This window comes from Bacillus paranthracis (assembly GCF_024296885.1).
Lineage (GTDB): Bacteria > Bacillota > Bacilli > Bacillales > Bacillaceae_G > Bacillus_A > Bacillus_A paranthracis.
Map to the genome: position 1 here is coordinate 4508972 of NZ_CP101135.1, position 22691 is coordinate 4531662.

Annotated in this window: 24 protein-coding genes, 2 pseudogenes and 1 riboswitch; of the genes and pseudogenes, 12 read left to right on the plus strand and 14 right to left on the minus strand. The window is 35.6% G+C overall.

What is annotated here, in order from left to right:
• Nucleotides 1-14 precede the first annotated feature (14 nt).
• Entirely contained in the window at nt 15-818 is an 804-nt protein-coding gene (locus NLJ82_RS23335; protein WP_000267415.1) for an alpha/beta hydrolase, read from the minus strand.
• Nucleotides 819-892: 74 nt separating this feature from the next.
• On the opposite strand from NLJ82_RS23335, the gene NLJ82_RS23340 reads away from it, so the two are divergent.
• The 3 genes from NLJ82_RS23340 (at nt 893) to NLJ82_RS23350 (ending at nt 3237) form a co-directional block, all read left to right on the plus strand.
• Entirely contained in the window at nt 893-1405 is a 513-nt protein-coding gene (locus NLJ82_RS23340; RefSeq protein ID WP_000640212.1) for a gamma carbonic anhydrase, read from the plus strand.
• A 143-nt stretch (nt 1406-1548) separates the two neighbouring features.
• A complete protein-coding gene (locus NLJ82_RS23345; protein WP_000868576.1) occupies nt 1549-2082 on the plus strand; it encodes a phosphatase PAP2 family protein in 534 nt (177 codons plus the stop codon).
• Nucleotides 2083-2094: 12 nt separating this feature from the next.
• On the plus strand, nt 2095-3237 hold the full coding sequence (locus NLJ82_RS23350; protein ID WP_001261636.1) for a glycosyltransferase family 4 protein: 1143 nt from the start codon (nt 2095-2097) through the stop codon (nt 3235-3237).
• 280 nt (nt 3238-3517) lie between these two features.
• Here NLJ82_RS23350 and NLJ82_RS23355 read toward each other — a convergent pair whose 3' ends face one another.
• On the minus strand, nt 3518-4120 hold the full coding sequence (locus NLJ82_RS23355) for a molybdenum cofactor guanylyltransferase (RefSeq protein WP_000049464.1): 603 nt from the start codon (nt 4118-4120) through the stop codon (nt 3518-3520).
• Nucleotides 4117-4626 carry a MogA/MoaB family molybdenum cofactor biosynthesis protein gene (locus NLJ82_RS23360; RefSeq protein ID WP_000117134.1) on the minus strand — a complete coding sequence of 170 codons (510 nt, stop codon included), beginning with the start codon at nt 4624-4626 and terminating at the stop codon, nt 4117-4119. The genes NLJ82_RS23355 and NLJ82_RS23360 overlap by 4 nt, the downstream gene beginning before the upstream one ends.
• Before the next feature lie 239 nt (nt 4627-4865).
• Between NLJ82_RS23360 and NLJ82_RS23365 the strand changes: the two genes are divergently transcribed.
• Genes NLJ82_RS23365 through NLJ82_RS23375 form a run of 3 tightly spaced genes read left to right on the plus strand, consistent with a single transcriptional unit; the run spans nt 4866 to nt 5776 of the window.
• Nucleotides 4866-5045, plus strand: a complete 180-nt coding sequence (locus NLJ82_RS23365; protein ID WP_000424796.1) for a hypothetical protein — start codon at nt 4866-4868, stop codon at nt 5043-5045.
• 6 nt (nt 5046-5051) lie between these two features.
• Nucleotides 5052-5228 (plus strand): hypothetical protein, encoded by a 177-nt coding sequence (locus NLJ82_RS23370; protein WP_000486791.1) that lies wholly within the window; start codon nt 5052-5054, stop codon nt 5226-5228.
• A 23-nt stretch (nt 5229-5251) separates the two neighbouring features.
• Nucleotides 5252-5776 carry a GNAT family N-acetyltransferase gene (locus NLJ82_RS23375; protein WP_000464129.1) on the plus strand — a complete coding sequence of 175 codons (525 nt, stop codon included), beginning with the start codon at nt 5252-5254 and terminating at the stop codon, nt 5774-5776.
• Nucleotides 5777-5817: 41 nt separating this feature from the next.
• Here the strand turns inward: NLJ82_RS23375 and metK are convergent, their stop codons facing one another.
• Complete coding sequence (gene metK, locus NLJ82_RS23380) at nt 5818-7017, minus strand: methionine adenosyltransferase (protein ID WP_000163125.1); 1200 nt, start codon at nt 7015-7017, stop codon at nt 5818-5820.
• Between the two features lie 169 nt (nt 7018-7186).
• Nucleotides 7187-7308, minus strand: a riboswitch (SAM riboswitch).
• 228 nt (nt 7309-7536) lie between these two features.
• Between metK and pckA the strand changes: the two genes are divergently transcribed.
• On the plus strand, nt 7537-9123 hold the full coding sequence (gene pckA, locus NLJ82_RS23385) for a phosphoenolpyruvate carboxykinase (ATP) (protein WP_000108804.1): 1587 nt from the start codon (nt 7537-7539) through the stop codon (nt 9121-9123).
• 290 nt (nt 9124-9413) lie between these two features.
• The gene (locus tag NLJ82_RS23390) at nt 9414-9611 is read left to right on the plus strand and encodes a hypothetical protein (protein ID WP_000410605.1); all 198 of its coding nucleotides are present in this window, start codon (nt 9414-9416) and stop codon (nt 9609-9611) included.
• 234 nt (nt 9612-9845) lie between these two features.
• On the opposite strand, the gene NLJ82_RS23395 is transcribed toward NLJ82_RS23390, so the two are convergent.
• Complete coding sequence (locus NLJ82_RS23395) at nt 9846-10229, minus strand: ATP synthase subunit I (protein ID WP_000624930.1); 384 nt, start codon at nt 10227-10229, stop codon at nt 9846-9848.
• A gap of 278 nt (nt 10230-10507) precedes the next feature.
• Between NLJ82_RS23395 and NLJ82_RS23400 the strand changes: the two genes are divergently transcribed.
• Nucleotides 10508-10729, plus strand: coding sequence for a hypothetical protein (locus NLJ82_RS23400; protein WP_000639042.1), 222 nt, complete (start codon nt 10508-10510; stop codon nt 10727-10729).
• A gap of 28 nt (nt 10730-10757) precedes the next feature.
• Here NLJ82_RS23400 and NLJ82_RS23405 read toward each other — a convergent pair whose 3' ends face one another.
• The 3 genes from NLJ82_RS23405 to NLJ82_RS28700 all read right to left on the minus strand — a co-directional run bounded on the left by NLJ82_RS23405 (nt 10758) and on the right by NLJ82_RS28700 (nt 12822).
• Nucleotides 10758-11663, minus strand: coding sequence for a DMT family transporter (locus tag NLJ82_RS23405; RefSeq protein WP_001255399.1), 906 nt, complete (start codon nt 11661-11663; stop codon nt 10758-10760).
• Nucleotides 11664-11931: 268 nt separating this feature from the next.
• A complete protein-coding gene (locus NLJ82_RS23410; RefSeq protein ID WP_000289578.1) occupies nt 11932-12255 on the minus strand; it encodes an iron-sulfur cluster biosynthesis family protein in 324 nt (107 codons plus the stop codon).
• Nucleotides 12256-12627: 372 nt separating this feature from the next.
• Nucleotides 12628-12822, minus strand: coding sequence for a hypothetical protein (locus NLJ82_RS28700; protein ID WP_088294454.1), 195 nt, complete (start codon nt 12820-12822; stop codon nt 12628-12630).
• Between the two features lie 472 nt (nt 12823-13294).
• Here NLJ82_RS28700 and NLJ82_RS28950 point away from each other — a divergent pair, with 472 nt between their 5' ends.
• Nucleotides 13295-14227, plus strand: coding sequence for a collagen-like domain-containing protein (locus NLJ82_RS28950; protein ID WP_411267625.1), 933 nt, complete (start codon nt 13295-13297; stop codon nt 14225-14227).
• A gap of 238 nt (nt 14228-14465) precedes the next feature.
• On the opposite strand, the pseudogene NLJ82_RS23425 reads toward NLJ82_RS28950, so the two are convergent.
• Nucleotides 14466-15694, minus strand: a pseudogene (locus NLJ82_RS23425) (ATP-binding protein).
• Nucleotides 15691-16947 (minus strand): ATP-binding protein, encoded by a 1257-nt coding sequence (locus NLJ82_RS23430; protein WP_000664872.1) that lies wholly within the window; start codon nt 16945-16947, stop codon nt 15691-15693. Before NLJ82_RS23430 ends, NLJ82_RS23425 begins: the two are co-directional and overlap by 4 nt.
• 268 nt (nt 16948-17215) lie before the next feature.
• On the opposite strand from NLJ82_RS23430, the gene NLJ82_RS23435 reads away from it, so the two are divergent.
• Nucleotides 17216-18025, plus strand: a complete 810-nt coding sequence (locus tag NLJ82_RS23435; RefSeq protein ID WP_000498290.1) for an alpha/beta fold hydrolase — start codon at nt 17216-17218, stop codon at nt 18023-18025.
• Between the two features lie 206 nt (nt 18026-18231).
• Here the strand turns inward: NLJ82_RS23435 and NLJ82_RS23440 are convergent, their stop codons facing one another.
• Nucleotides 18232-20301 (minus strand): LTA synthase family protein, encoded by a 2070-nt coding sequence (locus tag NLJ82_RS23440; RefSeq protein WP_000873609.1) that lies wholly within the window; start codon nt 20299-20301, stop codon nt 18232-18234.
• Nucleotides 20302-20590: 289 nt separating this feature from the next.
• Here NLJ82_RS23440 and NLJ82_RS23445 point away from each other — a divergent pair, with 289 nt between their 5' ends.
• On the plus strand, nt 20591-21844 hold the full coding sequence (locus NLJ82_RS23445; protein WP_000956217.1) for a glycosyltransferase family 39 protein: 1254 nt from the start codon (nt 20591-20593) through the stop codon (nt 21842-21844).
• 82 nt (nt 21845-21926) lie between these two features.
• Here the strand turns inward: NLJ82_RS23445 and NLJ82_RS23450 are convergent.
• From NLJ82_RS23450 to NLJ82_RS23460, 3 genes and pseudogenes are all read right to left on the minus strand, one after another.
• A pseudogene (locus NLJ82_RS23450) lies at nt 21927-22001 on the minus strand (DUF2196 domain-containing protein); the annotation flags it as partial.
• A 106-nt stretch (nt 22002-22107) separates the two neighbouring features.
• A complete protein-coding gene (locus tag NLJ82_RS23455; RefSeq protein WP_000227427.1) occupies nt 22108-22338 on the minus strand; it encodes a hypothetical protein in 231 nt (76 codons plus the stop codon).
• An 11-nt stretch (nt 22339-22349) separates the two neighbouring features.
• Complete coding sequence (locus tag NLJ82_RS23460) at nt 22350-22646, minus strand: DUF3986 family protein (protein ID WP_000455569.1); 297 nt, start codon at nt 22644-22646, stop codon at nt 22350-22352.
• Nucleotides 22647-22691: the final 45 nt, after the last annotated feature.

Genomic DNA, 22691 nt, shown 5'->3' on the forward strand with positions numbered 1-22691 from the left:
AATGTACAAATAATTTACTTATTTGTTTCTATTATGTTATTGATGCGTATTTCAGTAAATGACTGAATATAATTCAAAATTTCGTCGCGCTCATACTCATTTAATAACTCATGATAACAATTCGGCCATTCTTTAAAAGCCTTATCACTTATTTTAACATTATCAAACCAAGTGCGGACACGTGTTTTATCTACAAGTTTATCCTCACATGCTTGCATTAGCAAGAGCGGAACATCTGGAAAATCGTTTATTTTCTTATGAGCCATTTCGATAGACTTAATCAATTCACTATACCAACGTACTGATACTTTGCGCAAGAACAATGAATCATTCTCCATCGCATCTCTCACTTCATGATTACGAGTTGACATTTCCACTGTAAGATTCGTTGCAAATTGCAATTTTGGAGCAATAATATTTAATATTTTTGAGGCAGCTTGCAGCGGTGCAGAAGGTCCAGCTAATACGCCTAAACATGGCGAACTTAAAATAATGCCATCTACATCTTCTCTTTTCGTTTCTTGCATCATACGAATGACGATAAGACCACCCATACTATGACCAAATAAAAAGATAGGCAACCTATACTTTCTTGCCTCTTTCACCCATAATTTAACTTCCTCTATGTATTCATCAAATGAATCAATATGTCCTCTATTTCTTGAAGTCGTTCCATGTGACGGAAGGTCCCCCATCACAACGTGGTAGCCGATATGATTCCACATTTCCGCAACGGCTTCATAACGCCCGTGATATTCCATTGCGCCGTGTACAATAACGATTACAGCCTTTGCTTCCTCCGCTTCATAATTCCACATACGGACCTCCTCCATTTCACTCTTTCTCATAATTTGATACACTGAAACTAGTCTCTAGGAAAGGAAGGCTTTACATGATATATCCTTACAAAGAAAAAAATCCGAAAATTGCGAGTAGTGCTTTTATCGCTGACTACGTAACCATTACTGGTGATGTGACAGTTGGCGAGGAATCAAGTATTTGGTTTAATACAGTCATCCGAGGCGACGTATCACCAACAATCATTGGTAACCGGGTAAATGTACAAGATCAATGTACACTTCATCAAAGCCCGCAATATCCTCTTATTTTAGAAGACGATGTTACAGTTGGGCATCAAGTGATTTTACATAGCTGTCATATAAAAAAAGACGCTTTAATTGGAATGGGATCTATTATATTAGATGGTGCTGAAATTGGCGAAGGAGCCTTTATCGGTGCTGGAAGCCTCGTTTCACAAGGAAAGAAAATCCCGCCGAATACATTAGCTTTCGGTCGTCCAGCGAAAGTCGTTCGTGAGTTAACAGAAGAAGACCGTAAAGACATGGAGCGAATTCGCACGCAATACGTTGAAAAAGGCCAATATTATAAATCACTACAAAAATGATTTTACAGCTGCCATAATACTGGCAGCTTTTTTATATAAAATCTAACTTTTTCTTTACAAAACATTATTACTCGCTCAACAAAATCTTATTAAAATAAAAGCTAATATCTCCATATATATGTAAACGAGGGAGGAGAATTTTCATGAAGGTCAGTGGACTGTATAAAATAGAATGTTACATTTTCAAAGGAATTAACCGCTACTTTGATCAAAAAACGTTAAATATCTTTTTCAGCAATATTACTCATATCGGTGGCGCGACTTTCTCTATCGCACTCACACTGTTCTTTTTAATTTTCGCAGATGGAACTTTGCATCAAGCTGCAATTGCAACTGCTATTTCGTTAGCAATTAGCCATGTCCCTGTGCAAATATTAAAAAGATGGTATCCACGAAAACGTCCTTATTTAACAATTCAGGATGCAAAATATCCAGTCCATCCATTACAAGACCACTCTTTCCCGTCTGGTCATACAACAGCCGTTTTCTCTGTCTTTATTCCATTTATTTGCTATAATCCAAGCTTACTTATTTTCCTATTACCGTTAGCATTATGCGTCGGTATTTCTCGCATTTATTTAGGGCTTCACTATCCATCTGATGTATTCGTCGGTATGTGCCTCGGCACTTGCTCTGGCATCATCTCTTTTTATCAATTCATCCCACTTTTCACATAAAGGAGTGATATGATGAGAGTCGCCATTTTTACCGATACTTTTACGCCACAAGTGAACGGGGTTGCGAAAACGTTAGAGCGGTTAACACGATATTTTCAGAAAGAAAATATCGCCTATTCTGTTTTCGCACCTCAGCATACAGCTGAAGATAATTTCGTAGCGAATGTGAACAAGATGAGAAGTATCCCGTTAACAATATTATATCCAGAATGTCGCTTTTCTTTTCCTACTCCGCGCATTAAACGAGAACTTCTTTCCTTTAAACCTGACATAATTCACATTGCTACACCTTTCAACATGGGACTTTGTGGATTGTATTATGCGAAAAAGTTAAACATACCAGTTGTCGGTTCTTATCATACTGATTTCGATGCTTATTTACGCTATTACAAAATCGAATTTCTCTCCAATATGCTTTGGAACTATTTAAAATGGTTTCATAGTCATATGCAAAAAAATTTCGTTCCATCCCCTGAAACATTACATCAATTAAAACATAAAGGTTTTCAAGCCCTCTCCATATGGGGACGTGGTGTAGATTGTAATCTCTTTCATCCAGCTTACAATACAGACCTATTCCGAAAAAAATATAATATTACAGCAAAGTACGTCCTTTCCTATATTGGACGGATTGCTCCTGAGAAAGATATTGATACGTTGCAAAATCTTATCGTTAAATCAACGCATACTCGAAACGATATTCATTGGCTTATAGCAGGAGACGGTCCTCTAGCAACAAATTTGCGTGAAACTGTTCCGCAAACAAATGTCACGTTTACTGGCTATTTACAAGGCGGGGATTTAGCTGAAGCATACGCTTGTTCTAACTTGATGGTATTTCCATCAGCCACTGAAACATTCGGAAATGTTGTACTTGAATCGCTTGCATGCGGCACACCTGTCATCGGTGCAAATAGTGGCGGGGTTAAAAATATTATTACAGATGGAAAAACGGGAGTTCTTTGTCCCCCAAAAAATGAGGACGCATTTCTATCATCCATTTATTTTTTATTGCAAAATGAAGAAAAACTTAAGCAGATGGGAATAGCAGCTTTATCTTATGCGAAATCAAAAAGCTGGGATGAGATCTTTCGTGGCTTGCTTAACGAATATGAAGAAGTCCTTCAGCATAACGCATCAGAGTTACTTGCTTAAATAGAAAAACTCCCTTCAAAAAACGAAGGGAGTTTATTATACAATTGTAAAATTTACTTAAATAAATGATACACAAGGTGAAATATTATATTATTTCTATATTCATTATAACAAAAACAAACATAAACAAATAGACTTGTAATAAAAACCCATAAAAATTAATATATGGTTATACAGTATTTTAACTGTATAGTGATTTTAAGAATTCCCCTTAAAATCAACTTACTCACATACCTTTATACAGTAATTGTTCCCCAATTTCTGTATACAAAAAAACCTTTCATTCATTTGAAAGGTCTTTTTGAGCCTGCACATATTCTTCTTTCGTATTCACATTTATAAACCAATCCGCATTTGCTTGTATATCTTCACCAGCAATATATTTCACATTACATTGTGATAAAAGCTGACCCATACTTCTTTTTTCTTCTTGGAGCAAAGCATAAATCTTTTCTTTCACGCGGTTATGGTACGCTGCAAGTAACGGTTGTTTTCTTCCATTAATAATAGGTACAACCGCATCATAATTATTACTTGTTTGCTCCAGTAAAATGGTAAACCATTCATGCGAAACATTTGGCGCATCGCAAGGCATAATAGCGTACCAATCTGCTTCTATGTATTCCATTCCTGATACAATGCCTGCAAGTGGTCCATTCCCTTTATAATGCGGAATATCTTCTATAACAGGAACTTGTACGAGTTGCTCTACTCGCTCTTTTATATGAGAATGACTAATGACTACAACTTCTTGGAGCGCACTTGTCATCAATTTCAAAATATGCTCAATAAACGTACTACCTTGCCAGCTCGCTAACGCTTTCGGCTCACCGAATCTACTCGACATACCGCCTGCTAACACAATTCCAGCCCATTTACTCATTGGCGATGCAGCTCAAATGTAATATGACCTAGTTCTGGTAAAATTAATTTATTCATCGCAAGGCGAACCGCTCCGCTCGATCCTGGCATCGAGAAGACTACTTTGCGCCCAATTGTACCACCAATTGCTCTACTTAACATTGCGCTGCTTCCGATATCTTCTAAATAACTAATCATGCGGAACAACTCACCAAATCCGACAATTTCTTTATGTAATAACGCTGATACTGCTTCAATCGTCACATCGCGTTTCGTAATACCAGTTCCGCCATTTGTTAATACAACATCTACGTCTTCCCTATGATAACCAGCTAACACAGCTTGCTGAATACTTTCTTTATCATCTTTCACAATTTCATAAGAAGTCACTGTATGGCCTGCTTCTTTTAATAGTTCATGTAATAGTTGTCCGCTCTTATCTGTCTCTTCTGTACGTGTATCGGAAATTGTTACAATCTTGCAGCGCACTTCTTTGGGCGCTTGTTTTTTATGTTCGGTTACGCTCATTTTTTCATCTTTCCTTTCTTAAAGACTTTTCTTCATTTTATCATACATATCTTTACACAATTATGTATGAAGCCAACAATGCGCCATGATACAATATAAGTATAATAACCCACAAAAAGGAAAGTGTACTTTCTTATACTCCTTAGACTACACACCTTTAGCTACTCTTTATATTTTCTACATACATAGAATTCAATTTTAAAACTTGTACTAAAAAATAAATTGGAGGTCTACCTATTATGGAACTATACAAAAAATTAACAACAACATTCATCCTCTTATTTATCGCTTCCATCACTGTCGGCTTTTCTCTAAAAGGCGCAATTCCATACGCTACATTAGTAAGTATTATATGCGCCACGCTATTTTTACTAAGCAGTGCATTTTGTGCGGGCAAAGCACGTCAAATGAAAAGTTAATTTCACATGTTTCAAAAAAAGCCAACTGTTTGTAAATCATGCCAAAAAGAAATACAAACATATGAAAAAGCATGGATTCATATGCCGCTTCCGGCAAATGGCATGACGAATATGAAAAAGTATATTGAGCTAGAAGGAGAGATTTATTGTAGCTCTTGTGTTGAAATAATGAACAAAAAATAGTAAATACAAAAGGGGGACTTACATTGTTTGAATCAAACCGTATCCAGTTACGAAAGTTTTCCGAAGATGATATTCTAACATATTATAAATGGCATAATGATATGGACGTTATGAGTTCAACTACTCTCACTCTTGATAAATATTCCCTTCAAGACACAGAAAAACTTTGCCAGCAATTTATTCATTCTCCGAACTCTAAGAGCTATATCATTGAAGAAAAAGCTACGCATCTTTCAATTGGTATTACTTCTTTAATTCATATTGATTCGTATAATCGAAACGCTGAATGTATTATTGATATTGGTAACAAGAGTTACTGGGGGCAAGGTTATGGGAAGGAAGCTTTCATCTTATTATTGGATTATGCATTTTTAGAATTAAATTTACATCGCCTTTCTTTACGAGTATTTTCTTTTAACGATAGAGCAATTAAATTATATAAATCGCTCGGTTTTCAACATGAAGGAACTTGTAAAGAAGCTATATTCCGCAATGGCACTTGGCATGATATTGAATTCTTCGCTTTATTCCAACGTAATTATATATAAAAAAAGCTTTGCGCTCACTGCGCAAAGCTTTTTTTCATATATTATAGACCAGCTTGCTCTTTTAAAGCTGCAGCTTTGTCTGTACGTTCCCATGATAGATCTACATCAGTACGTCCGAAGTGGCCGTAAGCTGCAGTTTGTTTGTAAATTGGGCGACGTAAGTCTAGCATTTTAATAATACCAGCTGGGCGAAGATCGAAGTTGTTACGAACTAGTTCTACTAATACGTCTTCAGATACTTTACCAGTGCCGAATGTATCAACTGAAATTGATACTGGTTGTGCTACACCGATTGCGTATGCAAGTTGTACTTCTGCTTTTTCAGCAAGACCAGCTGCTACGATGTTTTTCGCAACATAACGAGCTGCATATGCTGCAGAACGGTCAACTTTCGTTGCATCTTTACCAGAGAATGCACCGCCACCATGGCGAGCGTATCCACCGTAAGTATCAACGATGATTTTACGTCCTGTTAAACCAGCATCACCTTGTGGTCCACCAATTACGAAGCGGCCAGTTGGGTTAATGAAGAATTTCGTTTCTCCATCGATTAATTCTGCTGGTACTACAGCTTTAATTACGTGCTCTTTTAAGTCGCGATCGATTTCTTCCCATGTAACATCTGGGTGATGTTGTGTAGAAATTACGATAGTATCAACACGTACTGGTTTACCATTTTCATCATACTCAACTGTAACTTGCGTTTTTCCATCCGGACGTAGGTATGATAATGTATCATTTTTACGTACTTCAGTTAAACGGCGAGCTAATTTGTGAGCAAGCGAGATTGGAAGTGGCATTAACTCTTGTGTTTCATTACATGCGAAACCAAACATTAAACCTTGGTCTCCTGCACCAATTGCCTCAATCTCAGCGTCAGTCATTTGACCTTCGCGTGCTTCTAGCGCTTGGTCAACACCCATAGCGATGTCAGCAGATTGCTCATCGATAGATGTTAAAACTGCACAAGTTTCTGCATCGAATCCGTATTTTGCGCGTGTGTAACCAATGCCTTGAATTGTTTCACGAACGATTTTTGGAATATCTACGTAAGTAGAAGTCGTAATTTCCCCCGCTACCAATACTAAACCAGTTGTTACAGTTGTTTCACAAGCTACACGTGCATTTGCGTCTTTTGATAAGATCGCATCTAAAATTGAATCAGAAATTTGGTCACAAATTTTATCTGGATGTCCTTCAGTTACAGACTCAGATGTGAACAGATGACGTTTTTTTGTCATGTGGTAAACCTCCCTACAGTAATTGTATATATTGTACGGAACTCATCCTTAATTTGCCACAGATTGCGACATACATTTATTCTCCCACACAAGCATACAGAAAAACCTTTCCTACATAATAGAGAGGAAAGGTTTAATTTGCTACTTGCATACTGCTTTTTGCCCTTCGCTCTTATCGTTCGAGACCTGTAGCCTCGCACAGGTTTTAGCACCTATTCACTTGTGTTTACCAATACAAGTGAGGTTGCTGGGCTTCATCGGGCCTGTCCCTCCGCCAGCTCGGGATAAGAGAGTATCCGTCCCAACCTATACTAAAGAAATGATATTCATTTGTCAATTAATATTCACATTTTCGTGAAAGTTTTTCTCAATGCGCCTAAAATGAAATATTAATAAGGAAATAATGTATTCACACAAACAAAAAGAAATAAATAGTATACATTATTTATATAATTGTGTTATACTCTTATTGGGGATTACGAGAAATATTTCATTAAATGAAAAGGATGGTATATAAATATGAGTACTGTGAATGTCCAAATTGGTTTACACGAATTATTGAACGGAAGCAATGCACAGATTCAACTAAGTGTTCCGCAATTAGTGGAAAAAGTATTAATGCGAAATGAAGGGAAATTAACTTCGACTGGTGCCGTTTCTGCTTCAACTGGAAAATATACAGGACGTTCTCCTAAAGATAAATTTATTGTGAAAGAAGCATCGGTTGCTGACAAAATTGCTTGGGGAGCAGTGAACCAACCGATTTCTGAAGAACATTTTAATAAATTATATACGAAAGTTTTAGAATACTTAAAAGAGAAAGAAGAGTTATTCGTCTTCAAAGGATTTGCAGGCGCTGACCGCAATTACCGCCTACCAATTCAAGTTATTAATGAATATGCATGGCACAATTTATTTGTACATCAACTATTCATTCGTCCAACTGAAGAAGAATTAACAACTCATGAATCAGAGTTCACAATTGTTTCTGCACCGAATTTCAAAGCTGATCCAGCTGTTGACGGTACAAACTCTGAAGCATTCATTATGGTTTCATTCGAAAAACGTATCGTACTAATTGGTGGTACAGAATACGCTGGAGAAATGAAAAAATCAATCTTCTCTATTATGAACTTCTTATTACCTGAACAAGATATCCTTTCTATGCATTGCTCTGCAAACGTAGGTGAAGAAGGCGATGTAGCATTATTCTTCGGTTTATCTGGAACAGGTAAAACAACATTATCTGCTGATCCAAACCGTAAATTAATCGGTGATGATGAGCACGGTTGGTCTGATAACGGTGTATTCAATATTGAAGGCGGTTGCTACGCGAAATGTGTAAACCTTTCTCACGAGAAAGAACCACAAATTTTCGATGCAATCACATTTGGATCTGTTTTAGAAAACGTTATCATTAATGACCAAACGCGTATCGCAGACTATAACGATACTACTTTAACAGAAAATACTCGTGCTGCATACCCTATGCATGCGATTGACAATATCGTACTGCCAAGTGTTGCAGGACACCCAAATACAATTATCTTCTTAACTGCTGATGCATCTGGCGTATTGCCTCCAATCAGTAAGTTATCAAAAGAACAAGCTATGTATCACTTCTTAAGTGGTTACACTAGTAAACTAGCAGGAACAGAGCGCGGTGTTACATCTCCGCAAGCAACATTCTCAACTTGCTTCGGTTCACCATTCTTACCACTTGATGCATCTCGCTATGCTGAAATGCTTGGTGAAAAAATTGAGAAACACGATGCGAAAGTATTCTTAGTAAACACTGGCTGGACTGGTGGCGAATACGGCGTTGGTAAACGTATGAACTTAGGTTACACTCGTGCAATGATTCAAGCAGCATTAAGCGGTGAACTTGCGAAAACTGAAACAGCTAAACATGACATCTTCGGTCTTGAAGTTCCACTTCACGTACCAGGTGTACCTGACGAAGTGTTAATGCCTGAACAAACTTGGGCTGATAAAGCTGCTTATAAAGCAAAAGCAATCGAACTTGCAAATGAATTCAAAGCTAACTTCAAAAAGTTCGACAGCGTATCTGAAGACATTATTAACTTAGGCGGCCCAATCGCTTAAGCGCAAACTTTCTGTTGGAATAACCCTTTACTCATATGAATAAGTGTCGTGTAACCGTAAAGTTTCGCGTACTCACCGACAAAACCCAATGCGGCTTAACGGTTACACACACTTACATAAAAAAGAAGCTTACGTTTTTTACGTAAGCTTCTTTCTATATCTTATATAAAGTGAAACGTTACTCTCTTCATCTGTGACTTCGTTTGTTAATTTACATAATTTTCACTTTATAGTTATTTGTTTTTAGTTTTTCATGATATAATTTACATATATAGGAAGGGATGAAACCTATGGAAAAATTTTCTCGTACAGGAAAAAATTTATTCAGTTATGGAGCGATTCAAATGTTTTGGGGACTTGTAATGCTTAACGTTCATTTATTTGAGCATACAAGTGAAACGATAAAATATATTATTCTAATTACCGGAATAGTTTTTTGTATTATATCCAACTTTTTTAAAGAACATAAAAGTCATACTAATACGTAATTTCATGTTAACTTATCGGAAGCAAAAACCTATATTTTATGCAACGTTTCGCTTCCTGTTGTACTATTCATCGCTGGATCCCTTATTCTAGGGTAAATTCATTTTTACACATACAACTTACGGATTCGAACATATAAATTACATCCCTCTAGTTTCACAACGTATGGAGCTAAAAAAGGATTTAAACGCTTCTATCCCTCGCTAGATCCTCTATTCCATCTAAAAAGAGGCTTTTTATCTTTTTGTTAGTTCCTTTTCATCTTTCATACTATAATAACCTAAGTTCACAACAATTAAGAAATAACCGCCCATAATCCCTACTGCAAATGCCCACATTACCATATGGTGCTCAATTTCGTACATAATAATAGCGCCTAAAATAGCAGCGGCAAAACGATTAAACATACCGAGCGTCGGCGCTTTCGTTTTCTTTACGATACTATCTCCAAGCTTCTCAATTCGTCTCCCTAAAAGCCAAACGCAATACATACTTACGATAAGTCCAATTCCTGCACCTAAAAAATGTGCTGAAAACGGCGTTACCATCCAGCCTAGTAAAAGAATACCTAGTATATAATACGATTGAATTTTAAACGACCTTAATGACATACTAATCATGATGTTCTCCTCTTCCGTAATTTTTATCTATCCAACAATAAATTTTTTCAAGTCTATACTACTTACATTCATTTCACTCAAATTAAAAACAACATAAACGGTATGTTTATGTTGTTTAAATATTTTTAGAAAATAATATTATACAAGATTTCAAAGATCATCCCCCCATAATTTGTGACGTTTTTTCAAACATTTTTCGTCCATTTATGAAAAAATTGATATCAATCTATGAACATACGGATATGATGTAATAAGTACACAAATAAAGGGGGCGTCTAATGATTTATTTTTTAATGGCTCTCATTCACCTTATTATCCCTGCACTTATTGGACTTTCATTATATTGGTACACGAAAAACCATAGTATTTTCTACGCTGTCCTCGGTGTCCTTCTTCCGGGTATTATTCTTATTACACTCTTCCGTATTCCATTTTTAAACTTAATTCCACTTATTACTGCGATCTTATTTCTCATCTTCTTACCAAAAATAAAAAAATAGGAAAGCAGATCATAGGTGATCTGTTTTCCTATTTTGATATAGGTTCCCCCACAGTAGAATGCACTTTTACTTTCTCCGATTTCACAAACCATAAACCGAAGAAAATAATAATTCCACCGATTATTTGTTGAAACGATACGTATTCATTTGCCCATACAGCTGCAAATAAAACAGCTACAAGTGGCGTTATATACATATATACCATCGTATGTGATGCTCCAATTTTTTGAACACCAACATACCACATTACTAAACCAAATACTGTTACAAAGAAAATAGAATATAGTAAAGCGAATAGTGTTATTCCATGTGTAATATGAAATGGCATTATAAATACGTATGGTCCACTTAAAAGCAAGAGTGGAATCGCGCCAACTAGTGCTGACCATGCGGTAACACGTAGCGCTGAATATTTTTTAATTAATGGACCAGCTAAAACAGGATAAAGCCCCCAACATATTGATGTAATGAGTCCAATCCCATTCCCGTAAAAAGAACTAGCCAGTGAATGCCCTGCTACTAAAACTAAGGCTGCACCACAAAAGGCAATAATCGAACCGATAAGCTTTCGAGAAGAAAACTTTTCTTGTTTTAAGATAATCGCAAATACAGTTGTAAAAATAGGTGAAATAGAAATGAGTAAAGAGGCATTTGTAGCGGATGTATATTTAACAGTTTCCATAAATAACGTTTGATACAGTACAATACCTACAACGCTAACGATGATTAATCTAGGTATATCTTTTCTCTCCATATAAACCGACTTTTCAATAAAAAATGTAAGGAGTAACATAAGCGGTGCCGCCGATATCATCCGAAGTGCAGTAAACTCAATTGCTGTAAATTCTAAAAGTCCATATTTCGCAATCGTAAAATTAATCCCCCAAATAATAACGACTGCTAAAATTAATAACTCAATTCCCCATCTTCTCATGCGTATCCCCTCCGCAAATAAGATTATACAGAAAATTCAATCATATGTACATTTCATTATGTGAAAAAATCTTTTTATTGTATGAAACGTTTTGGGGCATGAAATTATATCAGCGATTTTCTGAATATATCAGCGCAACTCTGATTATATCGGCGATTTTCAAAATATATCGGCGCAACTCGAATTATATCAGCGATTTTTTAAATATAGCGACTTATACACTAAAAAAGGTGGTTCCAAAATACGTTTTGGAACCACCTTTTCTTTACTACACTCGAACGTGTAACTTCATATTTGGATTATAAAATTGGCTCGGGCTCTTCAGCTGAAACGTCCCTCCACCTTCATGCCAATCAACTGTTAATTTATCATCCATAAATACAAGCTTTGTGCGATCTGCGATAAAATTCATTGTGCTAGATTCGATATCCACATCGCGCTCATCTTTTTCTGCTACAGCTACTAAATCGATAATTCCGCTCATTACACAACCGCAACCTTCATTATCGTAAAATAACTTTATATATTTCGCTTCATTTGGAATCGTATCCACAATCTTTTTATATGCTGCTTCTGTTACAGTAACGTACATACTCTAATCTTCATCCTCTCTTCTCGTATCCTTCATATATTGTACCACCATTTTTCTTTTAAAATATATACAGAAAATTATGAACAATATACAATGTATGTAGTAAGTGAAAGAAACATTGATGTATGATTGGTTTAAAGAGAATTTTGAAGTGGATGTTACTTTGGTTCCACAGGAAAAATGGTGGTTATAAATTTTTAAAGAGATAGCTAATTTAGCTATCTCTTTTTACTAAACTTAAAATAGAAAAAAATTCGATATACAATACACTTTCACCCTACTGTTAAAATCTAAACACACTATACAATCAACCGCACAAAAATATAGAATTTCTAATATACATATAGTAGTTCTATTTTAAAAACTAGATTTTCAAAATATAGAAAGGAGAACATACATGTACCGACGTAATTGTTTTAGTTGCGATGGCAGACGCCCCAGTGGTTCTAACGGGAATACTGGACCCACTGGCATCACCGGACCTACCGGCATCACTGGACCTTCTGGCATCACCGGATCCACTGGCATCACTGGACCCACTGGCATCACTGGAAGTACCGGACCCACTGGAGCTACCGGCGCTACTGGGGGTACAGGAGCTGGTTTACAAAGTACTACCGCCTTTAGTCTTGCAGCCGCTCCAAACTATAAAGCCGGACAAGTTGTTACTTATACGAGCAGCGGCTATGTTGTAAAAAAGGATGCACCTCAAGGATTTCCTAATGTATCTCCAGATTATATTGTCTTAGTAGAAAGTGGGGCTACTGGAAGCACCGGACCTACCGGGAATACTGGATCCACTGGGAATACCGGATCTACTGGAAGCACCGGACCCACTGGCATCACTGGACCTTCTGGTAACACCGGATCTACCGGAAGCACTGGACCTTCTGGTAACACCGGATCTACCGGAAGCACTGGACCCACTGGGAACACCGGATCTACTGGAAGCACCGGATCTACCGGAAGCACCGGACCCACTGGCATCACCGGATCTACTGGCATCACCGGATCTACTGGAAGCACTGGACCCACTGGCATCACTGGACCCACTGGCATCACTGGATCTACTGGCATCACTGGACCCACCGGCGTCACCGGATCTACCGGAAGCACTGGACCCACTGGCATCACTGGATCTACTGGCATCACTGGATCCACCGGCGTCACCGGATCTACCGGAAGCACTGGACCCACTGGCATCACTGGATCTACCGGAAGCACTGGACCCACTGGCATCACTGGACCTTCTGGTAACACCGGATCTACCGGAAGCACTGGACCCACTGGCATCACTGGACCTTCTGGTAACACCGGATCTACCGGAAGCACTGGACCCACTGGCATCACTGGGCCCACTGGCATCACTGGACCCACCGGGAATACTGGACCTACCGGAAACACCGGATCTACCGGAAGCACCGGACCCACTGGCATCACCGGACCCACCGGCATCACTGGAAGTACTGGACCCACTGGCTCCGCTGGTAGTGCTTCAGCAAAAAGTATTGTGTTTCAAGGAACAAATGCTGGTTTTCAACGTATAGCGGGCTCCCCTGGAATTGACTCTAATGTTATTCCATATGTCACTGCTGGATTTGGTAGTATAGTTGGGTTTACGGCGTCTATAAATGTAAATAACTTACCTGCTGCTGCTTATACGATTGATATTTGCAGGAATGTCCCCACAAACCTCACCGCTCCTACTTCCAGTTACATTCTAACTACTATTACTTTAACTACCACAAACAAAATTACCGGAACTATAGTATTTTCCATTAAACCGACGGATACTGGATCGGGACAAATTCAAGTATTTAATCCTACTCCCGTAGTAGGTCCCGCTACTGTAACTTGGACTAGTATTACCACTGGAAACCTTGTTTCGAGAGGAGATGCTATATCCCTTTATATTAACCCTGGAATTACTGCCAGTGCTGTATATTCTGTTTTTTTAATCACTGACATATAACTCACACTTAAAACAATTCATTCCACAAAAAAGACCCGAGATTCGGGTCAACAAATAACAATACAAATGAATTAAAACAAATAACAGACAAGTTCATTATATACTTTCACTGCAAAATAACCATATTTCGAATTTTATTTTCCATATACTGCACTAATAGTGTGAACAATTTTGAATTTTTATTCAAAAAAAAGGAGTTCACTCTCAAATAAGTGATCTCCCTTTTTAAAATAACTTTTCATGATATCGGCAATACAACCTTCACCGTCGTTCCAACCCCAACTTCACTTTCAAAACTCATTTTACCGTTGTGGTCTTTAATAATTTTTTCTGTAACTACTAAACCTAAACCTGTTCCAGTTTCTTTCGTTGTGTAAAATGCTTCATTTAGCTTCGGAATTTTATCTTTTGGAATACCGCAACCCTCATCCTTAACTTGAATAATGATTGCATCTTCTACAGTCACTTAGTCACTTTAATCGTAATCGTTCCGCCAACTGACATTGCTTCAATCGCATTTTTAATTAAATTAAAAAACACTTGTTTTAATCGTTTTTCATCGCATGTAATCGATGGTATGTCTTTACTATAAATACCTTGTATGTGTACGCCTTGATTTAAAGCAGGCTTCCCCATAACTCGAATAACATAAGCGATAATTTCTTCTATATTATGAACTTCTGATTCTATTGATTTAGATTTCTCAAATCCACTAAGTTCTGTAGCGATTGTATGAATTCGTTCTACTTCTTGTTTCATAATATCACTATATATTTTATCCTCTGGATATTTACTCGCTTGCTTATTTACAAATTTATCTAAATTCGCTAGAGGTCTTCTAATTTTGTAACCAATAACTGTAGCCATTTTCCCAACAGTTGCTAGCTTTTCTGTTTGTTGTATTTCTTTATTCATCATCTCAAGCGTACGAACGTAAGATTGGAACCTTAAAAACATAATCCAACATATGATAGTAAATACGCTATATAATGCCATCGGAATTAAAACGAGTGATGAATGAATAATGATTCCTATAAGAGCATATTTGCCAACCAGTATGCTCGGAACTAACCAAAAATATCTTTTATTCACAAAGAGTGGGGCAAATAAAATAAAAAATCCTTCTACTATATTCCCACCATCAAACTCAGCATCACTACCGTAGTAAATCATAAAATTATGGATAAAATCTAATAGATTATATCCAATTAGAATAATATACTTTACTGCAAATGGATTTTTCCATTTCATAAAGTATATTCCAGTACAAAATAGAACCACCATCAGAAAATAAAGCCATAAACCTAAACCATCTTCAAATTGTCCTACTCCTTCTTGCTCTCCTCCTATTAAAGGTACAATAAATTCGTAGGCAAGATCGTATACAAAAAATATAATGAAAAATAAACTTAAATATATTTTCAGCGCCTTCATTTCTTCATTTTTAAATATATCGTCTTTATTCATATGGTAACTCCTAGCTTTTCTCCCCCTTGGATTTCACTATTTCCACGTTGCTTCGGGAGAATGATATCTATTCTAGTTCCAATATCTCTTTTACTTGAAATATGTAATTCACCAAGATGCTGCTCCGTAACAAGCCGATTCGCTACCGTAAGTCCCAAACCAATTTTATCTTGTTTCGTTGTATAAAAAGCTTCTGTAACACGAGCCAAATTTTCTTTCTTAATACCGTAACCAGTATCGATTACACTTAGCATTACATAATCTTGTCCTTTATTTTCTAATCGTAACTCTAGTGTGCCACCTTGCTCCATTGCCTCCAGAGCATTTTTTATGACATAGAGAAAGACTCCTCGTATTTTCCGCTCATCACATTCAACTTCTATTATCTTTTCTTCTATATTAGAAATAAGCTGGACACTAGATTCATTCATTTTTTCTCGAAGAATTGCTACTGCTTGTAATGCAATCTCACCTATATTATGTTTCTTATAAATAGAGGGTTTACATGTAGCAACTTCCATCAATTCACTTATCATATTATTCATATTTTCTATTTCAAAAATCATCTGTTTGTAAATAGGGTCCTCCCCATGCTTCTCTCGTTGTAATTGCGTAAATCCTTTTAATGAAGCAAGGGGATTTTTAATTTCATGTCCCACTGTCGCTGCCATTTTTCCGATTACTGCTAATTTTTGTGATTCACTAGCAATCTTAATACTTTCCTTTACCGCTGAAAGGTATTGTATAAATCGATTTAAAATGATGTATGCTGCTATTAATACGAGTGTATACATAATGAGGAACATAAATCCTTTTACTTCTTTTAATACAAATAAATAAATCACATATTTCACTACAATAGTTGAAAGTACAAACACAAAATATTTTTTATTTAAAAATATAGGTACAAAGAAGATGAGAATAATTTCTATTATATTTACCCCATCAAATGCCGCCTTATTATAAAGCATATACGAAAGTATATTAGCAATTTCTATTCCTATGTATGCAAATAAACATGCATATTTAACAAGATTCGCTTTCTCTTTTTTTATTAAATATACATTCACACCGAGTATTACAGTTCCCCAAATTACTTGCCATATTATGCTATGTCCCTTATCCGTTAGTGATTTATTCTCTAATACGATTGCATATAAAACTTGGTATGAAATAACAATGACGTATAGCACCCACAAAAAGATTTTGGCATTCCTTTCTTCTTCTTTATATGATAGAAAACTTTCTTTCACTTCAACACCCCTTCAACATAATATCTCGAAGAATACCATTTATTATAATAAATGATTTTCTTATACAAACAAAGATAAATCGAACATTTGAGGAAAATCATCCCAACGTTTTGATATTTTCAGACGATATGTAATCATAAAAATTATAAACAATAATACGTATATTATGTAGGAGAGATTTTATATAAATGGTAAAAAATGAAGGAAAGCTTGATGTCTTAATAGAACGAAATCCTACGCTTCTGGCGTATGAATAGGAGGCTCATTCATGTTTGTTACCGTCGAGAAAGATGTGCATATTTTTGTGCAAGATGTTAATCCCGGTCCTGGTAGTAAAACTGTGTTCTTCGTCCATGGTTGGCCTTTAAATCATCAAATGTACCAATATCAACTCAACGTGTTACCACAGCACGGTTTCCGCTGCATCGCTATGGATATACGCGGAAATGGGCAGTCTGATAAACCATGGACTGGTTACACATACGATCGTTTAGCAGACGATATCGCCATCGTTTTAGAAGCACTTCAAGTCGAAAATGCTACATTAGTCGGTTTCTCAGTAGGCGGTGCCCTTTCTATTCGGTACATGTCTCGCTATAATGGTCAGCGTATTTCTAAACTTGTATTAGTCGATGCCGTTTCCCCCTCTTTCGTTAAAAATCAAGAATCTCCCTATGGTGTCCCAAAAGAACAAGCAGATACTCTCATTAATCAAATGTATGCCAATCTCCCTAAATTTTTAAATGATGTATCTTTATCATTTTTTAATAGAAACTTAGGATCTGCTACGTTAGAATGGTTTTCTTATCTCGGTATGCAGTCTGCTTCCTATGCCCTCATCAAAATATTGCAAGCAGCTGCAAATGAAGATGTAACGAAAGATTTAAGTAAAATTAACGTGCCAACAAAAATATTCCACGGTATTCACGATCAACTTATCCCATACAAAAGCGCTGAACTTACACAAAAACAGATTAAAAATTCTCAGTTACATCCTCTCACCAATAGTGGTCACGGCTCCCCAATCGATCAAGCGGATGAATTAAACGAAGAACTTATAAAGTTTTTACATTCATAAAAACCTATGCCAAATCATATCGATAGGAACGTAGTTTTCAAAAACATTAAAATTCACACATTTCTCACAAATCAACTAATACAACGATTACATTTTCATTTATACTAAAGGTACAAGTAATACTCCCTAAACCCAGCTTGTCTGGTTACCCCGTTAAATACTATAAAAAAGAACTTGTATCGTTATACAAGTTCTTTTTGTTTCTTTTATTTAAAAAGGATATCTTTACTATATTGATTTCCGACGAGTAAATCATATTGGAGCATTTTATATTGCTCTAACATTTCTTTTTGTTTCTTTGTTAAATCATTGATTACTTCTCCATTTTTATCAACTTTTAATTCATCTCTAAGCACCGGTATTTCCTTATAAAATTCGGATAAAAATTGATAAAATAAGGATTTATTTAATCCTGCATAATCAAAAATAAGATTAGAAAAATAAATTGGACTTACTACACCTAAATTATCATTTGGCATATCAAAGTTTGCGTACATTAATAGCGGCGTTTGCGCCATCGCTAAACGTTCATTCGGTGTTTTTTCATTCGTTATATACCCATTTTCTTTATAAAAAGATTTATTTGTTCCTAATGATGGAAGATGATCTCCAAAAAATACTAATAATGTAGGTCTATCTAAATTATCTAGTTGTTCTATTAAATATTGAAGGGCCTCATCTGAACGTCTTAACCCTTCTGTATACGTCTCTAATTCTCCCTTTGATTCTTCATTTTCTAGCCCGCTAATTTCTATTAGGTTTTCACCAAATCGTCCCTCTGTAAATGGAAAATGATTTTGCATCGTAACTGCATGAATAAATGTAGGTTGTTTTTGTTTCTCTAACTCAGCAATTATCTCTTTACTCATCGCTAAATCACTAATATAATCTCCATCAATATCTACATTTTCCATCGTATCCTCTGCATTAAACTTATCAAACCCTAACACTCTGTATACGTCATCGCGTTTGAAAAATGAGCGACCAAATGAATGAATTGCACTTGTGTAATACCCTTCTTTTTTCAACGCCGTAGGGATTGATGGAATTTCTTTCTTATTTGTAATAACCTGCTGATATGGTATAGAACCTGGCTTTAACAAACTCATTGAATAACTCGTTAACGCTTCAAATTCGACGTTCGCCGTATTACCTCCAAATGTAGGAGAAATAGTTTGTCCACCAGGAAAATTTTCTATATAATGATGCAAATTTGGTACAGGATCTTCACTAAAAGAAAGATTTGTTACTTTCGTCGGATCCCAAAACGATTCACTCATTACAAAAATAATATTCGGTTTCTCTTTTTTCTTTTGATTCCCTATATTTCCACTATATTGTTGTTTTATATCGTTTGCTATTTGAAGCATATTTTCTTTAGAATAATTGTTTGGTTTTTCCATAACTGTTGTATCTAAATTGCTAATAAACCCAAGTACAAAACCATTTGAAGCATAGTTCTCATTTTGATCCCACAAAACAAAATCTACACCTGATTTTTGAAATACTTTATTCATAAATGTGTTCGCAAAATTACCGTACGCATATAGAACAAAAATAGATCCTACTACTAATAAGGCTCTTATTCCTAAATGAATCTTTACATTTTGAATATACCTTCTCATATATATCCCTGCTACAATACAAGCCACGATACTTAAGATAATGACAAAAATATAACTCCAGCTAAAATAGTCCATCACCATCGGTATAACAGATTGCATATGCATAATTTGTGTGAAATCAGAAGGATACAGCGGATCACCTCTAAAAATAAGCTTTAAATAATTCACAATACCTAAAATGACTAACGTACAGCTCGTTAAAATCATACTTAGAAAAACCTTGCCTATTAAATTATAAACAAGAATGTATATTGCATAAATTGCTACAACACTTAATATAAACTGCATGTTATAAAAGTAAATCCAATTCATTGCCTCTATGAAACTCATATTAACTTGCATGAAAATATAAAATAACGCTACTGTATGAGCTAGTAAAAATAATATAAAATGCACTCGTAGGGATTCCCTAAGTATAGACATCTCTTTTTTATTAAAATGTGAAATATAAAATGTTATGCCCCATATGAAAATCATCATAACAATTAAAACAAGATTTTGATTTAAATGAGCTTTCATTATGTCTAAATTAAAAACCTTTAAAATCATAAACAGCATAGTTATTACCAATAAAGTCACCATACTACTTATAATACTAGAAATTAATATATTTCTTTTTGGAAGATCAAAAAGTGTAGAACCATACTTCAATTCATTCCCTCGTTTCTATGTCTTAATTTCCCCGCATCGAAAGAACTATTTCTATTAAAATAACATATATGACATATTTCGTCTGCATACTTGCTTCTATCATAAATGTATTGTCTTAATATTCCCTTAATCACCAGTTAAATTGTGGCATACAAATTACTCATTCTTGAAAAACTTAATTTCAGCATTCCACTTTATGATATAATAACTATGTTTTGGAAATCCTTAATACTATTAAAGATTTCACATGAAAATACGAAAGAATTAATAAAAAAGGAGTTGCTCATTTTTGCTTACTAAGTTTAAGAGTTTGCCTAAAGCGGTATATGCAATTTTGGCGCTTTCTTTCCTGTTGCACGTTTTTTGTTTAGTAAAACAGCCAGGATTAGATGGAGAGTTAGTCAAAGTAACATATGGTGCAAATGATGCCTTTAACTATTCGTTAACAGCTGAACAACTATTAAAACATGGTGTATTTGGTTATGTGTATTTAGAACCTAGTGAAGTTCCAGGGAAAAATGCATATATTACACCAGGTCAGCCATTACTATTAGCTGGCGCTATGATTATTTCTGATATTACATCAATTCCTTACTATTACGTAGCAACTGTTATTAACATGATCATGAACCTTTGCACAGTGCTATTAGTATTCTTAATAGGAAAAGAATTGTTCGAAAAAAACATTTATGGAATTGTTGCAAGTATTTTATATGCTATTTATCCAAGTAACTATACATACTTCCGTACATTGCTAACAGAAGTTCCATCCATATTCTTATTGGCGTTATGTGTATATGTATTTGTTCTTGCATGGAAATACAATAAAGTGAAATTCCATATATGGTTTGGAATTGTCGTTTCAATTTTACTTATGTTCCGTCCAAATCCAGCTCCAATGATGCTCATTCCTGTTCTTGTTGTGTTATTTACATATGGATTTAAAGACTCCATTCGAATCGGATTGTTATGGTTTATCGGACCTTTCTTTATTATTGGTGCATGGGTTGTTCGTAACTATTTAGCACTCAACCAATTTATTTTATTCTCAACCCAAGGTGCTGATCCACTAATTGCCGGTGCTGATCCATTTAATAAAATTGGATATGAAAATATAGTAAATGAAATGAGAGCCAAAGGCTTAGATGACAAAGGGGCATACGCAAAAGAATTAATCAAGAACGGCTTTAAGACGGACTTCACTTATTGGTTCTCTTGGTTCACTGTCGGTAAAACAATTGAATTATTCAAAACAGCTCCTGCTGTAGATCAATACCGTATTCACAACTTTATGCAACTATGTCATAGAGTGTTTATTATCGGTACATTCTTGAGCAGCTTCTGCTTCATGCTAAATTCATTTAAACATAAACGCGTTATGATGCTAGTAGCAAGTTCTATTATTTACATTATCTTCTCAAACTTATTCTTAGCAATTAATCGCTATGGATTTTTCATTAATCCCCTTATGTGCTTAATTCTTGCATACGGATTAATTCACATTGTGCAGAAGCTTCCATTCTTCCGCACGAACCAAGCATAATAAGAAAGAGGTCGTCCAACAGTGGACGACCTCTTTCTTATTACCCCACACTTTGCACACAGCCAATTTGTCCATTCTGTAATCACACTTTAATTCCGTATGTATGTGTTTCTGTATTTGTCAAAATATCTTTCACAACACTACTCACTATTTTACTTATAACTGCAAGTTTTTTACAACTATTACTATAACGAAAAAATCCTGCCACAAGACAGGTTCTTTTCGTTATTTTATGATAAAAGAAAAAATCATTAGCATGTGTATTATATAAAAGGAAACAGCCATATTTTCCATACGATACATACGAGTACAATAACTACAAAATCAAAAAAATCTAATCTCGGACCCTTTTTCATATTCATCTCTAGCCACATATGAATCCATTTTGTTTTTGTATATTTTTGGATGTTTTTCTTTGCAAATCGGTAAATGAGCACTTGCATAATAAAAAATCCCACTACAAAAATGAATAAGAAAATGAGAAAATCGACCACAAAATTCCTCCTTATTTTTGCAGCGATTTTTCTACGATATGATTTTTCAAAACCCACTCTTCAAATTGAGCACTTCCCAATTCCCAACTAAGATCACGAGCATGTACAGAAAAAACGTAATAGCCAGCATATTCGTCCATAAATTTACCCGTCTCGATCCCATCTTTCTGAAGACCATATGCTCCAAAATTAAAATATACATCCCACACGTCTTCATTCTTCCGCTTATAAGCAATCGATTCCAGATCACATTCTGTTCCGAAATAATCAAGATGTAAATGTACGCTATCATCATATTCGTACTCCATTTTATCACCCCTTATATTTGTACTTCTTTATCCCCCAAAAAATTC